The sequence below is a fragment of the Streptomyces liangshanensis genome, assembly GCF_011694815.1.
GTDB classification, from domain to species: domain Bacteria; phylum Actinomycetota; class Actinomycetes; order Streptomycetales; family Streptomycetaceae; genus Streptomyces; species Streptomyces liangshanensis.
Genome location: NZ_CP050177.1, coordinates 6715953 through 6729694 on the forward strand (window position 1 = coordinate 6715953; position 13742 = coordinate 6729694).

Consider the following 13742-nt stretch of genomic DNA (forward strand, 5'->3'; position numbering starts at 1 on the left):
CGGGCGACGGGCGGGGCGGATCGGAGCCGTACCGACACGGTCTTCGAAGCGGGAGTCCTCCGAGCAGGGGTCCTCCGAGCAGGTCTTCTCGGAGCGGGAAGAGCGGCCAACGTCCGGCCGCGGGCCGGTGGCCGTGCCCGGCCGGGGCACCGGGTCGTTCTCGTCACAGTCGTCCCCCACCGCACAGTCGTCCGCCACACCGTCACCCCCCACCGCAAGGAGCAGTCCCCGTGAGCGACCACCACGCAGAGCACTCCGCCGCGTGGGGCGAGTCCGCCGGCGCCGAGACGGCCGAGCGCGCCGCACCGGCGGCGAGCGGCGCGGTCACGCCCGCCGACGCGGCCGACGCCGCCCGGCTCGTCTCCTTCGGCCTCCAGCCCAAGCTGCTCCCCGCCCGCGACGCGGAGTACGGCGAACTGCTCCGCCGCTACCGCGAGGACACCGCCTTCGCCCGGGTCGCCGACGCCGTCGCCACCGGCCTCGGGCTCGTCGTCCTGGAGGTCTCCGCGCGCGCGGGCATGGCCGTCACCGCCGCCGAGGACTCCGTCTTCGCCGTCCGTATGGGCGACTACGCGCGCCGCGCCGCCACCGACTCCGCCGACCGTTTCCTCCACGGCCTCGCCCATCTGGCCGTCGCCGCCATGTCGTTCCCCCGGCCCGAGGACCTCGCCGACGACGGCTACATCGGGCGGATCACGGTCAACGGGGTCGACGGATTCGTCCGCCAGGCCTGCCGCCGCCTGGAGGAGCGCGCCGAGGAGGACGGCGAGAACACCGACCCGTCCACCGACGCCCCCGGCCTGGAGGCCGCCTGGCGGATCTACGCACGGCGCAGCGCCACCGGCGCCACCAAGGACGCCCGGCGGCTGGCCGGTTCCACCACCGGCATCGTCGGCAAGGCGGTCGCCTTCCTCACCGAGTCGGGCTTCCTCCAGCGCACCGGTGACGACGCCGGAGGCGCGTACCGCACCACCGCCCGCTACCAGCTCCAGGTACGGGACATGGCCGGCCACGCGGCCATGACGGAGCTGCTGGAGCTGGGCGTCGTCCCGGTCACCGACGGCTCGGCCACCCTGCTGCCGCCACGCGACGGGGACGACCTCGACCTGGTCGCGGACGCGGGCCTGCCCTTCCACTCCTGACCGACTCGCCGCCCGACCACCCGCCCGACCGTCCGCCCGCCGCCGCACCCCCCACGCCTGCACCGTTCACCAGACGAGAGTCCGCCGCCATGTACGAGCTGTCCCGGGTCCGCCTCTACTCCATCGGGCCTGCCGGTGCGCGCTACGCCGACACCGTGCTCGACCTGCGCGGAGTGGGCGCGCCCGTGCCGCACCCCGCGCCCGCGCAGGCGGAGTTCTTCGAGGAGGAGCCCGTCGGGCCGCCCCGCCGGCCCGCCCCCGCCGGCGTGCTCTTCCTGGAGAACGGCGGCGGTAAGTCCGTCCTGCTCAAGCTGATCTTCTCGGTGATGCTGCCGGGACACCGCAACACCCTCGGCGGGGCCAGCTCCGGCGTTCTGCGCAAGTTCCTCCTCGCCGACGACTGCGGCCATGTCGCCCTGGAGTGGCAGCACGTCCTGACCGGCGAACTGGTCGTGGTCGGCAAGGCCAGTGAGTGGCGCGGACGCCAGGTCTCCAACGACCCGCGGAAGTTCACCGAGGGCTGGTACTCCTTCCGGCCGGGCCCCGGGCTCAGCCTGGACTCCCTCCCGGTCGCCGAGGCCACCTCCGTCCGGCCGCCCACCGAAGGCGCCTCCGGGGCGCGGGGCAGGCGCCGCACGATGAAGGGCTTCCGGGACGCGATCACCGAGGCCGGCAAGTTCTACCCGCACCTCGACGTCCACTGGGAGGAGATCCACGACCGCTGGAACGAACACCTCGGGGATCTCGGACTCGACCCCGAACTGTTCCGCTACCAGCGGGAGATGAACGCCGACGAGGGCGAGGCGGCCGGCCTCTTCGCCGTCAAGAAGGACTCCGACTTCACCGACCTGCTGCTGCGCGCCGTCACCGACACCCGCGACACGGACGGCCTCGCCGACCTGGTCGGCGGCTTCGGCAACAAACTGGGCCGCCGCGCCGAACTGACCGCGGAGCGCGACTTCACCGCAGGGTCCGTCGATCTGCTCGGCCGTATCGTCGAGACCACCGGGACACGCGCCAGGGCCCGGGACATCCACACGGCCGCCGAGCGCCGGGCCCGCACGCTGGTACGGCGGATCGCGGCCCGCTCGGGCGAGGAGCGCGACCGGGCCGCCGAACTGGCCCAGCGCGTCACCGCCGCCGCCCACACCGTCACCGGCGCCGAGGAGGCCCGGGGCCGCAGCGCGCTCATCGCCGCCGAACTGGCCTACCGGCACGCCTCCCTGGCCCTCGCCGTCGCCGAGAAGCGCGCCGCCGCCCAGCGCCGCGAACTGACCGAGGCCCGTACGCTCCACTCCGCCTGGCAGGCCGCCGAGGCCGTCCTGCGGCACCGCGCCGCCGCCGACCGCGCGGCGCGCGTCGCCGTCGCGATCCGCGAGGCCGAGCGGGACGCGGCCCCCGCGCTGGCCGCGCGCGCCACGGCCGCGGGTGACCTCGTCCGCGCCCTGCACGCCGCCGCCGGGGACGGCGAACGCCTCGCGAACGAGGAGGAGGAGCGCTCCGCGGTCCTCCAGGAGACCGGCGAGGCCGCGCACCGCGACGCGACGTCCGCCGCGACCGAGGCGCAGCGCGCCCGCAGCGAGATCGGCCACCTGCGCCAGCGGCTGGCCGAGGTCGAGCAGGAGACGACGGAGGCGGTACGGGCCGGCTGGCTCGACAACACCGCGCCGGACGCGGACCCGGCCCGCGCGGCGCTCGCCGCGACCGACGCGGAGAAGTCGGCGGTGGCAGCGTGGGACGGCGCGCGCGAGGCGGCGCGCGCGGCGGCCGAGCGGGCGCGGGAGACGGCGGCGGAGGAGTCCCGCGCCGAACTGACCGCGGCCCGCGCCGCCGACGCGGCCCTGGCGGCCGAGCACGCGTACGACGCGGAGCGCCGCGCGGCGGAGTCGATCGCCCAGGACGAACGCCTCGCGGAACTGCTCAGCCTCCCCCCGGCCCCCCAGCCCGGAGTCCCGGCCCCCCGCACGTCGAGGACGTCCCCCGCCGGCCACGAACGCTCGGCCCGCCCCACGACGGTCACCGCCAAGGTCCCCACCCCGGCGAACGGCACTCCGGACGGGACGTCCGAGGACACCACACGGGGCGAGGCCTCGCAGTCACCCCGAAGCCAACCGGGGACGACGACCGCCACAGGCTCGGTTGCGTCCTCCGGCGACGGCGTCGCGGCCGCTCCGGGCTCCGCGTCGGTGTCCGGCACAGGTCCCGGTACGGCTTCCGGCGCCGACGACCGATCGGGCAACCGCCCGGCCGGGGCACCGGGTGCGACCGGTCCGGCAGCCCACGGCCGTTCCTCGGCGACACTGGGCGGAGCCCCGGACGGTTCGCCGGGTACGGCGACGGAGAAGGGCGGTCGGACGGGCGACCGCCCGGCCGGGGCCCCCGGCGAGGGCGTTGCGACCGCCCCGGGCCGGACGCCGGCGCTCGGCGCCGGCCGCACCGGTTCTGCGTCCGACGCGGACAACTTGTCGGGCGGCCGATCCAACCGCCCCGCAACGCCCTCCGGCGCAACCCCCGAAGACCCCGCGCTCCCCGTCCCGGACGGGCGTCGCCTCGTCGGACAGGACGGCCACGGCGGCCCGGCGGGCGGCGCCGTCTCCCACGACACGTCGGACGCCGGCCCGCACGCCCGATCCCGCGACGGCCGCGTGGCCACCGACACACCCGACACCACCACCCCCGCCGGGACCCGCGACCCCCACCAGCGGGCCGACGCCGACGACCCCACCCGCCGGCGCCCCGCCCCCGCCCCCACCCCCCGCCGCGCCGCCGAAGGCCCCCTCAGCCCCGCCGAGTTGGACCGGTACGCCGACGACCTGCGTGAGCTGCTCGACCAGAACGTCGCCTCCGCCGAGCGCCGCCTCTTCGACCTGCGCACGGTCGCCGCCGACGACTCCCGCATCCTCGGCGCGCTCGGCGACGGCGGCCTCCTGCCGCCCGGGCCCGACGTCCTGTCCACGGTCGAGTACCTGGGCGAGCACGGCATCCCCGCCCTCCCCGGCTGGCGCTACCTCGCCCAGGCCGTCGACCCCGCCGACCACGCCGCCGTCCTCGCCGCCCGCCCCGAGCTGGTCGACGGCGTCGTGATCACCGACCCCGCCTCGCACGCCCGCGCCCGCGACGTCCTGGCCGGCGCCGCCCTGCTGCCCCGCTCCGCCGTCGCTGTCGGGACGGCCGCCGCGCTGCTCGCGCCCGTCCCCGGCCCCGGCGCGGCCGGCCTGGACGAGGGCGGGGTGTTCCTCGTACCGCCCAACCCGGCCATGCACGACGAACACGCCGCCGACGAGGAACGCCAGGCACTCCGCGCCCGCGCCACCGTCCGCGACGAGGACATCAAGAAGCTCGCCGCCCGCCTGGCCGGCGACCGCGCCCTCGCCGCGCGCCTCGGTTCCTGGCGCGCCGACTGCCCGCCCGGCATGCTCGCCGAGCTGGCCGAGGCAGCCGAGACCGCCCGGCGGGCCGCCGTGACGGCCGAGGCCGTGCTCGCCGAAGCCCGTACGGTACGGGCCGAGGCGGACGAGGCCGCCGCCGACACCGCCCGCGTCCGCGAGGAACGGCAGGAGACCGCCCAGCGCGCCCGCCGCGTCGCCGACGCCCTCGCCGGCCTCGCCTTCCGCCTCCGCGAGCGCGCCGCCTGGCAGGCGAAGCTCCGCGAACTGGCCGACGACGCCACCGAGTCCGAGGCCAGGGCCGCCGCCTGCCTGGAGCGCGCCCGCGCCTCGGACGAGGACCGCCGCGCCGCCCAGCGCGCCGCCGACGACGCCCGCCGCACCGCCCGCGCCCTGCGCGCCGAACGCGCCGAGATCGCCGGCGCGCCCGAAACTCTCCCGGAGCCCGACCCCGACGCCCCCCGCGTCGCGCTGCCCGCCCTGCGCGAGGCCTACCGCGCCGCCTCCCAGCTGTACGAGAAGGTCGGCGTCGGCGCCGACCTCCGCGCCGAACAGTCCCGCGCCGAGAGCGACGAGAGCGCCGCCCTCGCGGAGCTGGACCGGCTCACCAACAAGGTCCGCACCCGCGCCGGCCAGCTCCTCGAATCCACCGACGGCGCCGACGGCCCGTCCCGCCAGGCCGCCGCCGCCCGCGCCGAGTCACTCGTCCAGATGCTGGAGACCCGCGCCACGACCGCCAGCGAACAGCTCGGCCGCCTGCGCGGCGAGGCCGAACGCCTCGCCCCCGCCGAGGGAGAGGGCGGCGCGCACACCGAGCTGCCCGAGGACCTCGTCCCCGCCGACGTCGAGCAGGCGCAGAGCATGCTCCGTACGGCCACCACCGAACAGGCCCTGCGCACCGACGCGTTGGACACCGCCCGCGCCGCCCACGGCGAACTGCTCCACGCCCACCGCGCCGCCGAGGACGCGGCGGGCGGCTTCGACGAGACGAGCGCCCTCCTGCGCGACCTGCTGCGCGGCGCGCTCACCGACGACACCGCCGCCGACGAGACGGCGCAGCCCCCGGAGCCGTACCCCGGCAGCCTGGAGGAGGCCAGGCAGGCCGCCGCCGAGGCCCGCCGCTCGCTGCGCGGCTGCGCCCAGGACCTGTCCACGGCGGACGCCGCCCTCCGCGAGACCTGCGACGTGCTCGTACGGCACGCCAACTCCACCCGCTACGAACAGGTCAGGACCCCCGCCCGCCAGCAGATCCGGGAGCTGCCCGCGTCCGCCCTGCCGGAGCACGCCGAACGCTGGGCGGCGGCCTTCGCCCCCCGGCTCCGCGTCCTGACGGACGAGCTGGCGCAGTTGGAGCGCAACCGCGAGTCCATCGTCGACCGGCTGCGCGGCCTGGTGGAGTCCGCCCTGACCACACTCCGCTCCGCCCAGCGGCTCTCCCGGCTGCCGGAGGGCCTGGGGGAGTGGTCCGGGCAGGAGTTCCTCCGCATCCGCTTCGAGGAGCCGGACCGCACGACCCTCACCGAGCGGCTCGGCGAGGTCGTGGACGAGGCGACCCGCGCAGCCCTCAAGAAGAACTCGGACCTCCGCAGGGACGGCATGTCCCTCCTCCTGCGCGGCGTCCAGGCGGCGCTCCAGCCCAAGGGCATCGCCGTCGAGATCCTCAAGCCGGACGCCGTGCTGCGCGCCGAGCGCGTCCCCGTCGGGCAGATGGGGGACGTCTTCTCCGGCGGCCAGCTGCTCACCGCGGCGATCGCCCTCTACTGCACGATGGCGGCGCTGCGCAGCAACGACCGGGGCCGCGACAAGCACCGCCACGCGGGCACGCTCTTCCTCGACAACCCGATCGGCCGCGCCAACGCCACGTACCTGCTGGAGCTCCAGCGCGCGGTGTCGGACGCCCTCGGGGTGCAACTCCTCTACACGACGGGCCTCTTCGACACGACGGCGCTCGCCGAGTTCCCCCTCGTCATCCGGCTGCGCAACGACGCGGACCTCCGCGCCGGGCTGAAGTACATCAGCGTGGAGGAACACCTCCGCCCCGGTCTGCCCAAGCAGGATCCGGACGGCGAGACGGTGCACGGTGAGATCACCGCGACCCGCATGTTCAAACGAAGTCAGGAAGCCGCCGCCACCGAAGGAGCGGACTCCCCAGGCCGATAGCCGGCGGCCCCCACCCGGGCGCAAAGACGGCCCACCCGGGAGCGGGAGCAGGGACGGAACGAGCCCTCACGCCCCTGAACGAAACCGCGCACCCGGCTGAACGAGGCCTCACGCCTCGCTCAGCCGGCTTCCGCCGCGCTCCCGCCCACCCTCATGCCGCCTCGGTATCCGCCCACCACGTCCAGCACGCCCAGCACGCCGGGCACGCTCCGCGTCCCGCACCGCGCTCCGCGCACCGCGGCGCGCCCTGCGCCGCTCCCGGCGCAACTGCCGCGCCGTGCTGCTCGGCACGGACACCACGCCGTTGCGCTGGTTCCACACCTGCCGCGTCACCCACACGTCCAGCACCGACCAGGTCGCCACCACCGTCGACGCCACGCTGCTGATCACCATCGGGAACGCCAGCCACGAGGCGGTGAGCGTGCCGAGGAACGCAATCATGGCCTGAATCAGTGTCACCGAAGCGATGATCACCGCCCGGACCGCCGCTCTCCTGACCGGGTCCGGCATGCGATACCTGACTGCGGGCTCCTCGACCCACAGCCGCCGCAAGCCCCCGGGAAACCCCTGCGCGACCCCCGCGAAGTCGTCCGCCGGCGCCGCACCACGCCGCTGATCCGTGTCCATGGACCCGTCACTCCCCACCACTGTCCGACCACAACTCCGGCCCCGAGGCCCGCCGTAGGTCCGGCCTCAAGGGTCACTGCCCGACATCCGCCGTTTCACGCCCGCCCACACGGACATCCCCCGCGCACCACGAGACCCCCGCACACAGGACATCTCCGTACACAAGGACGAACCGTGACGCGCGAAGATTCCCGAGCGTGACCGCCGCGGAACAATTCCGGCCATCTGGTTGAGAGTTCACACGTCATCCGCCCCGTCGCCCGCCCGGTGTTTTTCGTCCCAGTTACGGACGGCAACTCGTCGCGTACCGGGACAACTCATGATCAAGTTGTAGGGAGGCGGCCGAAAAACATCCGGACGTGTCTTCGAGTTGTCGGTGTGACAGTAGTAGGCTCGCGCCGTTTGTTGACGGAAGTTCATTCGGTGACCCCCGCACCGTGCGGGGATCGAGCAGGGGGAGGCCATGCGCTTTCGCGGGAAGTCGATCCGCCGGAAGATCGTGGCGCTGCTGCTCGTGCCGCTCGTCTCGCTCACCGCCCTCTGGGCCTTGGCGACGACGCTCACCGGCAGTGACGCCAAGCGGCTCCTGGACGTCGGTTACGTCATGGGCAAGGTGGGTGGTCCCGTCGAGGACACCATCCACGCCGTCCAGGACGAGCGCAGGCAGACGTTGATCTTCCTCGCGGACCCCCGCGCCCCCGACGCCCTGGTCACCCTCCAGAAGCGCCGCGCCGACACGGACAAGTTCGCCGCGCGGGTCAAGGCGCACGCGACGCCCGACCTCCGCTCCGACCTCGACAGTGTCACCGACCAGCAACTCACCTCCGTCATCAGCGGTCTCGACGGCCTCGCGGCCACCCGCCGCTCGGTGGAGAACAGCAAGATCTCCCGCACCGGCGCCCTGGACTTCTACAGCCGGATCGTCGACCCGGGCTTCACCTTCCTCGCGACCCTCCACGGCCTCCAGGAGGTGGACGCCGACAACTGGGGCCGCGCGCTCATCGGTCTGGCCCGCGCCCGCGAGATGCTGTCCCGCGAGGACGCCCTCGTCACCTCCGCGCTCATGACCGGCAGCATCAGCGGGCAGGAGATCCGCCGCGTCTCCGACCTCGTCGCGAGCCGCGTGCTGCTCTACAGCACCAACCTCTCCGACCTGCCGTCCCGGGACCGCGCGATCCTGGAGCAGTACTGGCGCACCCCCTCCACCCTGACCCTCGGCTCCACCGAGGACAGCCTGATCGCCGCCGGCGCGGGCGCGAGCCCCCGGGTGATCAACGCGGCCGGCTGGCAGAAGCTGACCGTCCCGGTCCTCGACGACCTGGACCTGGAGAGCGACCGCGCCGACAGCCTCTACTCGGCCCACATCGACCCCCTGCGCCGCGGTACGTACTTCCGCGCCGGCCTGGCGAGCGTGCTCGGCTTCCTCGCGCTCCTCGTCTCCGTGATCGTGTCCGTACGGGTCAGCCGCGACCTGATCCGCGACCTCTCCCAGCTCCGCAAGGAGGCCCACGAGGTCTCCGGCGTCCGTCTCCCCAGCGTCATGCGCCGCCTCGCCGCGGGCGAACAGGTCGACGTGGAGACCGAGGCCCCGCGCCTCGACTACGAGAAGGACGAGGTCGGCCAGGTCGGCCAGGCCCTCAACACCCTCCAGCGCGCGGCCGTCGAGGCCGCCGTCAAACAGGCCGACCTGCGCCGCGGGGTCTCCGAGGTGTTCGTCAACCTCGCCCGCCGCAACCAGGTCCTGCTCCACCGTCAGCTCACCCTGCTGGACACCATGGAGCGCCGTACGGAGGACACCGAGGAACTCGCCGACCTCTTCCGGCTCGACCACCTCACCACCCGTATGCGCCGCCACGCCGAGGGCCTGGTGATCCTGTCCGGCGCGGCCCCGTCCCGGCAGTGGCGCAAGCCCGTCCAGCTGATGGACGTCGTGCGCGCCGCGGTCGCCGAGGTCGAGGACTACGAGCGCATCGAGGTCCGCAGGCTCCCGCGCATCGGCGTCGGCGGCCCCGCGGTCGCCGACCTCACGCACCTCATCGCCGAACTGCTGGAGAACGCCACGGTGTTCTCGCCCCCGCACACCGCCGTCCAGGTGCACGGTGAGCGGGTCGCCAATGGCTTCACCCTGGAGATCCACGACCGCGGCCTCGGCATGGCACCGGAGATGCTCCTCGACGCCAACCTGCGGCTCGCGGAGACACCGGAGTTCGAGCTCTCCGACACCGACCGCCTCGGCCTGTTCGTGGTCAGCCGGCTCGCCCAGCGGCAGAACGTCCGCGTCTCGCTCCAGCCCTCCCCGTACGGCGGGACCACCGCCGTCGTGTTCCTCCCCGTCGCCCTGCTCACCGACGCGCCCGAGACCGAGGGCGTCGGCTTCCGGCTCGACCGCAAGACCGCGGGGGAGCGCGGCCGCGGCCGCGCCGAGAGCGGCTCCACCGGCCGGCTCACCGCGCTGGCGCAGATCCCGACCGGCCTGGGCAGCGGTCCTTCCGTGCTCGACGGACCGGTCGAACTCGAAGCACCCATGGGTCCTCTCGGCCGGGACAGCAGGCCGATACGCGGCGGAGGTGACGGCATCGCCGGACTCGACGAACCGGACGGCGAGCGCGGCGGGATCTTCCGCGCCCGCGAGCACCTGCGTGATCTCGACCTCGACCTGGACCTCGCCGGGCGCGACACCGGGGAGCCCTGGCCTCTCCGTGAGGACACCCGGCTCACCCACGACGAGGTACGCACCTCCCGGGACGGCGTCCGCAGCGCGCGCGACGAGGCCCGGGAGGCCCGCGACCGGCGCGACGGCCGCCCCGCCCCCGAGCCGCGCGACCTGCGCGAACCGTACGAGCCCCTCACGGGGCCGGCCTCCGGGCGGTCCGACGATCCCCTCTCGCTGCCCCGCCGCAGGCCCCCCACGCTGGTGGCCGACCGCGGCCGACGGGTCGACGAGACCGGACGTACACGCGCCGAGTCCCCCGCCGCACACGTCGAACCGCCCTCCGGCGGACCGCTCTCCGGTGTCCCCGCGCCGCTCAAGGGCCGCGCCTCGGCGGCCCGGAGCGACGCCGGGGCCGCCGCCGGGGGCGGCGCGGGAACGGACGAGGGCCCCGACCTTCTCGGCGGCCTGCCCCGCCGCGTACGGCAGGCCAACCTCGCACCTCAGTTGAGGGACAGCGCTCCCGAGCGCGTCCCTGGTCAGACGCCCGCGGACCGACAGGACGGCGAGCGGGACGCGGACGAAGTACGCAACCGTATGGCCTCGCTCCAGCGAGGCTGGCAGCGTGGTCGCCGGCAGAACGACGCCGAAGAGACCACCGGCCCCGGCGAGACAGACAGAACCACATCGGAGGGGGACGGTCGATGACCGCACCGAACGCCGCAGCACGCAACTCCGCCGACCGGGACGGCGCCGGAGAGCTCAACTGGCTCCTCGACGAACTCGTCGACCGGGTGGCCAGCATCCGCAAAGCACTTGTGCTCTCCGGTGACGGCCTCGCGACCGGCACGTCCAAGGACCTCACCCGGGAGGACGGCGAGCACCTCGCCGCCGTCGCCTCCGGATTCCACAGCCTCGCCAAGGGCGTCGGCCGGCACTTCGACGCCGGCAGCGTCCGGCAGACCGTCGTGGAGCTGGACGACGCGTTCCTCTTCGTCACGGCCGCCGGTGACGGCAGCTGTCTGGCCGTCCTGTCCGACGCGGACTCCGACGTCGGCCAGGTCGCCTACGAGATGACGCTGATGGTCAAGCGGGTCGGCGTCCACCTCGCCACGAGGCCGCGGTCCGGTCTGCCCGCCGGAGGGTGAGTGGGGGCCGACATGAGTGACGAAGATCAGGACTCGCAGCACTGGTTCGACGGCGAAGCCGGACCGGTGGTACGCCCGTACGCCATGACGCGCGGGCGCACCAGCACCGCGACGCGCCACCGGCTCGACCTGATCGCGATCGTCATCCCCGAGCCCAAGGCGGACGACCCCGGCCGGGACCAGATGCTCTCACCGGAGCACGTGGAGATCGTCGACCGCTGCAACGACAGCCCCCAGTCGATCGCCGAGCTCTCCGCGAGCCTGGACCTGCCGGTCGGGGTGGTGCGCGTCCTGGTCGGCGACCTCGTCGAGGACGCCATCGTCCACGTCACGCGCCCCGTCCCGCCGGCCGAACTGCCCGACGTGAGCATCCTGCGCGATGTGATCGACGGGCTGAGGGCGCTCTGACCCACGGCGCTTCCACCCGCACAGCCCCACGGTTTCCACCCGCACACCGACCCTCAACCGATCACCTGGGACCCACGATGTCTCTGCACGGCACCCACGCCGTCGGGGGAGAAGAGAGCCATGACCCTCGGGCGCACTAGCCACCGGCCCCGCCCGGTCGACCCGGTCACCCTGAAGATCCTCGTCGCCGGCGGGTTCGGGGTGGGCAAGACCACGCTGGTGGGCGCGGTCAGCGAGATCCGGCCGCTCCGCACCGAGGAGCGGCTCAGCGAGGCCGGCCGGCCCGTCGACGACGTCGACGGCGTCGAGGAGAAGACGACGACCACGGTCGCCATGGACTTCGGCCGGATCACCCTCCGCGAGGACCTCGTCCTGTACGTCTTCGGCACCCCGGGCCAGGACCGGTTCTGGTTCCTCTGGGACGAGCTGGCCCAGGGCGCGCTGGGCGCCGTGGTCCTCGCCGACACCCGCCGCCTCGCCGACTCCTTCGCCGCCGTCGACTACTTCGAGCGGCGGGGGATCCCCTTCACCGTGGCCGTCAACTGCTTCGAGGGCGCCGACCGCTTCCCCGGCGAGACCGTCCGCGCCGCCCTGGACCTCGACCCCGAGGTCCCGCTCGTGATGTGCGACGCGCGCGAGCGCGAATCCGTCAAGGAAGTCCTCGTCACGGTCGTGGAGCACGCGCTCAACCGCGCGGAGCGCCACCGCCGCCACGCCGTCACCTGAGCGGACCCGGCCCCGCCGGGCCGCCCGTCAGCGCCCGGCGACCGACCGCCACGCCACCGGGAAGTCGAAGTACGTGTCCGGGAAGGGCTCCGGCCGGTACGTGAAGTGCCACCACTCCTCGGGCAGGTTGGCGAACCCGACCGCCTCCAGCGCGCTCCTCAGCACCTGCCGGTTGGCCCTCTGCGCCCCCTGGACCCGGGGATCATCGGTGTGCGACAGCGTGTCGAAGCAGTCGTACCCCGTGCCCATGTCCACCGAGTTGTCCGGGAACCGCTCCGCCCGCGGGGCGTGGCACGGGGCGAGCGGCTCACCCGGTACGTACGGCCGGGTCGGCCGCGCCGGAAGCCTCACCAGCGTGAGGTCCACCGTGCTGCCCCGGCTGTGCCCGGACCTCTCCGCGATGTAACCGTCCTCGAACAGCCGCGACTTGTCGACCCGCGGATAGAACTCCGCCTTCATCGCCTCATCCTGGAGATCCTTCGCCCACCGCACGAAGTGGTCGACCGCCCGCTGCGGCCGGTAGCAGTCGTACACCTTCAGCGTGTAGCCCTGCCGCAGCAACCTCGCCTGCGCCACGCGCAGCGCCTCGGCGGCCGGCCGGGTCACCAGACAGACCGGCTGCCGGTACCCGTCCACCCGTACGCCCAGGAAGGTGTGCGGTGTGGCGTAGCGCATCTCCTGCACGATCGTCGGCGCGACCGACCGCAGCGCCACGAACTCCGCCGGGGCCCGGGGCTCGGTGACGGCGCCCGCCGTGGGGGCGGGAAGGGCCAGCAGGGCGACGGCCGAGGCGGTCAGGACCCGTAACAGCGACACAAGAGGGCTCATGAGCCCTTTCGTCTATCAGTTTCCCCGCACCGGCGGAAGTCCGATCGGATACAGTCCGCGCGTGTCCGAGCCCGAGAAGAAGCCGAAGAAGCCCTCGTCGAACGCGTACTGCGGCAGCTGCGGCACGCCGTACCCGCCGAACGCCGGCTGGCCCCGCACCTGCGCGGCCTGCGGCGTCACCGCCTACCGCAACCCGCTGCCCGTCGCCGTGGCGCTGCTCCCGGTGACGGACGCCGGGGGACGGGCGCTGGTGGTCATCACCCGCACGATCGAACCGATGCGCGGCGGGGTCGCCCTGCCCGGCGGCTTCATCGACCACCGCGAGGCCTGGCAGCACGCCCTCGTACGGGAGTTGCGGGAGGAGACGGGCATCGAGGCGGCCGAGGAGGACGTACGGCTCGCCGACACGCTCAGCTCCCCGGACGGGCACCTCCTCGTCTTCGGCCTGCTCCCCGAACGCCCCGCCGACCACCTTCCGCCACCCACGCCCACCGACGAGACAACCGGCTGGCACCTGCTACGAGCCCCCGAGGAACTGGCGTTCCCCCTGCACACGAAGGCCGCCCGATCCTGGTTCGCAGACCACTACAACACCGCCCCCCGCCCCTGACCCGCGCGGCCCGACACGAGTCCGGCCCCCACCGCAGCCCCCACGGCCCCCCGGCCC

9 protein-coding genes are annotated in these 13742 nt (G+C 74.4%); 7 read left to right on the top strand and 2 right to left on the bottom strand.

The window, feature by feature from the left end:
- Window positions 1-230 precede the first annotated feature (230 nt).
- Both HA039_RS29175 and HA039_RS29180 read left to right on the top strand, forming a co-directional pair.
- Window positions 231-1142, top strand: coding sequence for a hypothetical protein (locus tag HA039_RS29175; protein WP_167034329.1), 912 nt, complete (start codon window positions 231-233; stop codon window positions 1140-1142).
- 89 nt (window positions 1143-1231) lie between these two features.
- Window positions 1232-6688: a hypothetical protein gene (locus HA039_RS29180; protein ID WP_167034331.1), complete on the top strand. Its 5457-nt coding sequence runs from the start codon at window positions 1232-1234 to the stop codon at window positions 6686-6688.
- A 108-nt stretch (window positions 6689-6796) separates the two neighbouring features.
- Here the strand turns inward: HA039_RS29180 and HA039_RS29185 are convergent, their stop codons facing one another.
- Entirely contained in the window at window positions 6797-7315 is a 519-nt protein-coding gene (locus HA039_RS29185; RefSeq protein ID WP_167034333.1) for a hypothetical protein, read from the bottom strand.
- A 463-nt stretch (window positions 7316-7778) separates the two neighbouring features.
- Between HA039_RS29185 and HA039_RS29190 the strand changes: the two genes are divergently transcribed.
- The 4 genes from HA039_RS29190 (at window position 7779) to HA039_RS29205 (ending at window position 12247) form a co-directional block, all read left to right on the top strand.
- A complete protein-coding gene (locus tag HA039_RS29190) occupies window positions 7779-10673 on the top strand; it encodes a sensor histidine kinase (RefSeq protein ID WP_167034335.1) in 2895 nt (964 codons plus the stop codon).
- Entirely contained in the window at window positions 10670-11113 is a 444-nt protein-coding gene (locus HA039_RS29195) for a roadblock/LC7 domain-containing protein (RefSeq protein ID WP_167034337.1), read from the top strand. The genes HA039_RS29190 and HA039_RS29195 overlap by 4 nt, the downstream gene beginning before the upstream one ends.
- A 12-nt stretch (window positions 11114-11125) precedes the next feature.
- On the top strand, window positions 11126-11521 hold the full coding sequence (locus HA039_RS29200) for a DUF742 domain-containing protein (RefSeq protein WP_167034339.1): 396 nt from the start codon (window positions 11126-11128) through the stop codon (window positions 11519-11521).
- 120 nt (window positions 11522-11641) lie between these two features.
- Window positions 11642-12247, top strand: a complete 606-nt coding sequence (locus HA039_RS29205) for a GTP-binding protein (RefSeq protein WP_167034341.1) — start codon at window positions 11642-11644, stop codon at window positions 12245-12247.
- Window positions 12248-12274: 27 nt separating this feature from the next.
- Here the strand turns inward: HA039_RS29205 and HA039_RS29210 are convergent, their stop codons facing one another.
- A complete protein-coding gene (locus tag HA039_RS29210) occupies window positions 12275-13075 on the bottom strand; it encodes a M15 family metallopeptidase (RefSeq protein ID WP_167034343.1) in 801 nt (266 codons plus the stop codon).
- A 61-nt stretch (window positions 13076-13136) separates the two neighbouring features.
- On the opposite strand from HA039_RS29210, the gene HA039_RS29215 reads away from it, so the two are divergent.
- Window positions 13137-13685 carry an NUDIX domain-containing protein gene (locus HA039_RS29215; RefSeq protein ID WP_243869794.1) on the top strand — a complete coding sequence of 183 codons (549 nt, stop codon included), beginning with the start codon at window positions 13137-13139 and terminating at the stop codon, window positions 13683-13685.
- Window positions 13686-13742 lie beyond the last annotated feature (57 nt).